At 64.1% G+C, this 2,981-nt stretch carries 5 protein-coding genes; 4 read left to right on the forward strand and 1 reads right to left on the reverse strand.

Annotated features, from left to right (window positions below):
* Positions 1–67: 67 nt before the first annotated feature.
* A complete protein-coding gene (locus ASC78_RS06055) occupies positions 68–652 on the forward strand; it encodes a BPSL1445 family SYLF domain-containing lipoprotein (protein ID WP_055797912.1) in 585 nt (194 codons plus the stop codon).
* A gap of 4 nt (positions 653–656) precedes the next feature.
* Here the strand turns inward: ASC78_RS06055 and ASC78_RS06060 are convergent, their stop codons facing one another.
* Positions 657–1,511: a hypothetical protein gene (locus ASC78_RS06060; protein ID WP_055797915.1), complete on the reverse strand. Its 855-nt coding sequence runs from the start codon at positions 1,509–1,511 to the stop codon at positions 657–659.
* 273 nt (positions 1,512–1,784) lie between these two features.
* On the opposite strand from ASC78_RS06060, the gene ASC78_RS06065 reads away from it, so the two are divergent.
* From ASC78_RS06065 to ASC78_RS06075, 3 genes are all read left to right on the forward strand, one after another.
* Positions 1,785–2,330, forward strand: a complete 546-nt coding sequence (locus ASC78_RS06065; protein WP_055797917.1) for a sigma-70 family RNA polymerase sigma factor — start codon at positions 1,785–1,787, stop codon at positions 2,328–2,330.
* 90 nt (positions 2,331–2,420) lie between these two features.
* Positions 2,421–2,624 (forward strand): hypothetical protein, encoded by a 204-nt coding sequence (locus ASC78_RS06070; protein ID WP_055797920.1) that lies wholly within the window; start codon positions 2,421–2,423, stop codon positions 2,622–2,624.
* Between the two features lie 97 nt (positions 2,625–2,721).
* Positions 2,722–2,976 (forward strand): MbtH family protein, encoded by a 255-nt coding sequence (locus ASC78_RS06075; protein WP_055797922.1) that lies wholly within the window; start codon positions 2,722–2,724, stop codon positions 2,974–2,976.
* The last annotated feature ends 5 nt before the right edge of the window (positions 2,977–2,981 follow it).

A 2,981-nucleotide genomic window follows, 5' to 3' on the forward strand; every position in this document is an offset into this window, starting at 1 on the left:
ACAGAAGGCCGCCGGGCGGTATGAGAACGCTCGGCTTTTCTACCGTTTTCTTGCAAAGGAGAGCGCCATGCGATCCATTCGTTTCAGCAGCCTTGCGCTTGCGTGCGCCGTCGCTGTCGGCAGCATCGCGGTCGTGGGTTGCACCACAACGCGGCCCCAGGACCAGGCCAGTAGCGCATCGACGCGCACTTCGATCGACGCCCAGGTCGACGCCGCATTGTCCAAGCTGTATGACTCCGTCAGGGGCTCGCGCGAAATGGTTGCCTCGTCCCGGGGCGTATTGGTGTTTCCCGCCGTGATCGGGGCCAGCATGGGCGTAGGCGCCGAATACGGCCGCGGCGCGCTGCGCGTGGGTGGACGCACGCAGGCCTACTACAGCACCACCGCGGGTTCGATCGGCTTCCAGGCCGGCGCGCAGTCGAAGGCCGTGATCTACGTGTTCACCACGCAGGCCGCGCTCGACAAATTCCGCAACAGCAAGGGCTGGACGGCCGGCGCCGATGCCACGGTGGCCGCGGCAACCTTCGGTGCCAACGGCAGCATCGACACCAACACGATCCAGCAACCCGTGGTTGGCTTCGTGCTGACCAACGTGGGCCTCGAAGCCGGCGTCTCGATATCGGGCGCGAAGATCAGCGAGATCCGGCTGTAGGCAATTAGCTGGCGGCCTCGCTTGCGAGCTGCGCCTGCAGCTCGGCGACCTGCCGCTGCAGCGCCGCGTTCTCGGCCGTCAGTTCGGCGACGCGCTGCTGCAGAAATTGCAGCGCGTCGGTCTCAGTTGCCGCGGCTTCGGACGAATTCGATTCGGCCGACTCATCGCGAGGCCTGCGCTTGGCTTCGCGGACGCGCTTGGCGGCCTGCTTGAGTTCGTCTTTGCCGGCGTTGGCCGCAAAGACCTGCTCTTCAGTGGGCAGGCTGGCCACGGCCGCGGCCGTGTTGATCGAAATCACACCCGACTTCACGGCCGCCACCAGTTCGGGCGCGGCCTGCTTCTGGATCTTCTCGATCATCACCACCTGGTTGCTGCTCAACCGCGCGGCACGGGCAATGGCTTCGCGGCTGCTGAGCGGCGCGGGCGGAGGCAGGGCGGAGGCGTTGGCAGCAGCGGACGCTTCCGTGGCGGGCGGGTCGGCATCGAATGGCGCATCGTCGTCCGATGAAGCCGTCTGCACCAACGCGCGTGCGCGGCGCTCGTCCACGATGTCTTTCTTCCGGAGCGCGAGCACGCCGCGCAAGAAATCGGAAATGCTGCGCCGGCCCAGGTGCTGGTCGATCATCCAGAGGTGCACGTCCTCGATCGTCTTGAATCGCGTGTTCTGCACCGTCTGGAACGGCAAGCCATGCTTCTGGCAGATACCGTAGCGGTTGTGGCCGTCCACCAGCACGTCGCCCCACAGCACCAGCGCATCGCGGCAACCTTCGGTGAGGATGCTGCGTTCCAGCGCCTCGTGCTCCTCCGGAGTCATTGGATCGATATAGGCTTTGAGTTCTTCGTTGACGACGATGTTCATGGGCAAGGGAGCGGGGAAAGGGGCGGAATTCTAGGCCGACCCACCATCGGCGAACGTTTGGTTGCCTGAAATCCTCAGGCCGGGTGTCTCGCTTTCGCGTGCTCGAACGTCTACTGGGTATGGAGCATGAAGAGGATCGGGAAATGGGGCTTTTTTGTATCCACAAGTAGTAATAATTCTCATTTGCATTGAACACTTCAGGAGTATCGCCTTCATGTTCACAGGTCTGCACCTTTGCCGACGTTCTTCCGGGCGGCCTCTGCCCCGCCTCGCATGATGAGAGAGCCCATCGACGTGGCGCTGCATCTGTCCGAACCCACGCTCGCCGAGGTCTTCATTGCCAACCGTCCGCAGCTGCTGCGCGTGGCGCGAAGAATCGTCCGCACCGCGGAGCTTGCCGACGACGTCATGCAGGACGCCTACCTGAAAATTGCCGACGGTCCCTGCGTGCGCAAGGTCGACCGGCCCATCGGTTATTGCTGCCAGGTGGTGCGCAATGTGGCGCTCGACTGCTGCCGGCGCCACACGGTCGAGGCGAGCTACCGCACTTTCGATATTGATGTCGAAGCGCTGGACGTGGCCGGCCCGGCCGCGCCCGATCGCCTGATGCGCGAGCGTCAGGCAATCCACGCCATCGACCAGGTGCTGGCCGGGCTGCCCGCGCGAACGCGGCTGGTGTTCGAGCTCTATCGCCTCGAAGGTCTCACGCAGCGCGAGATCGCGCTGCGCCTGGGTTGCGCGCTCGGCTTGGTGAACGGTCTCATCGCCGAAGCGGCGCAAGCCATCAAGGAATGCGGCCGCCTGCTTGTGGATGATTGAGCGCGTCTTGGCGGGCGCGGGATTGGTGTAAGGTGAAAGCCTTAGCGCTGGCGCATCGTGCGGACGCGCAATGCCACACACCCTTCACGCATGACACAAGAGCAGGACGACCCTATCTGGAGCGCCGCATGGCAATGGGTGCAGCGCGAGCACGACCGCGAGAACTTCGATGCGGCCGCACGCGCCGAGATGACAGCCTGGCTCATTGCCGATCCTCTGCATCGCAAGGCCTACGACAAGGCCGCCCGCCTGTGGCTGCTCGCCGGCCTGGTGCCGCCTTCCGCTTCGGAGTGAACAGATCTCGTCCTGAAACGTCTTGTTGAGCAGGAGCGAAGAGATGGCCCAGCGCCATCGCCTCGCTCTTTCTGTTCAACCGCATAAGGACGTATCCATGTCGACGAGCTGCTTCGATCGCGAAGACGAGACCTTCATTGTTCTGGTCAACCACGAAGACCAGTATTCCATCTGGCCCCACTGGAAGGCCGTGCCGAAGGGTTGGACCGCGGTCGACGGCGTGAAGGGCGACAAGAAGACCGTGCTCGCCTGCGTCGAAGAGGCGTGGACCGACATGCGGCCCCGCTCGCTGCGCGAGTGGATGGCGCAGCAGGAAAAAAATCCGACGAACACGCAAGCCGCGGCCGGTTGACGCGC

This window comes from Variovorax sp. Root318D1, from assembly GCF_001424835.1.
Taxonomy (GTDB): Bacteria; Pseudomonadota; Gammaproteobacteria; order Burkholderiales; family Burkholderiaceae_C; genus Variovorax.

What these genes read in the sequence shown, in the direction of transcription:
- ASC78_RS06055 (WP_055797912.1), top strand. Translation starts at nt 68, where the DNA reads ATGCGATCCATTCGTTTCAGCAGCCTTGCGCTTGCGTGCGCCGTCGCT.
- ASC78_RS06060 (WP_055797915.1), bottom strand. Translation starts at nt 1,511, where the DNA reads ATGAACATCGTCGTCAACGAAGAACTCAAAGCCTATATCGATCCAATG.
- ASC78_RS06065 (WP_055797917.1), top strand. Translation starts at nt 1,785, where the DNA reads ATGATGAGAGAGCCCATCGACGTGGCGCTGCATCTGTCCGAACCCACG.
- ASC78_RS06070 (WP_055797920.1), top strand. Translation starts at nt 2,421, where the DNA reads ATGACACAAGAGCAGGACGACCCTATCTGGAGCGCCGCATGGCAATGG.
- ASC78_RS06075 (WP_055797922.1), top strand. Translation starts at nt 2,722, where the DNA reads ATGTCGACGAGCTGCTTCGATCGCGAAGACGAGACCTTCATTGTTCTG.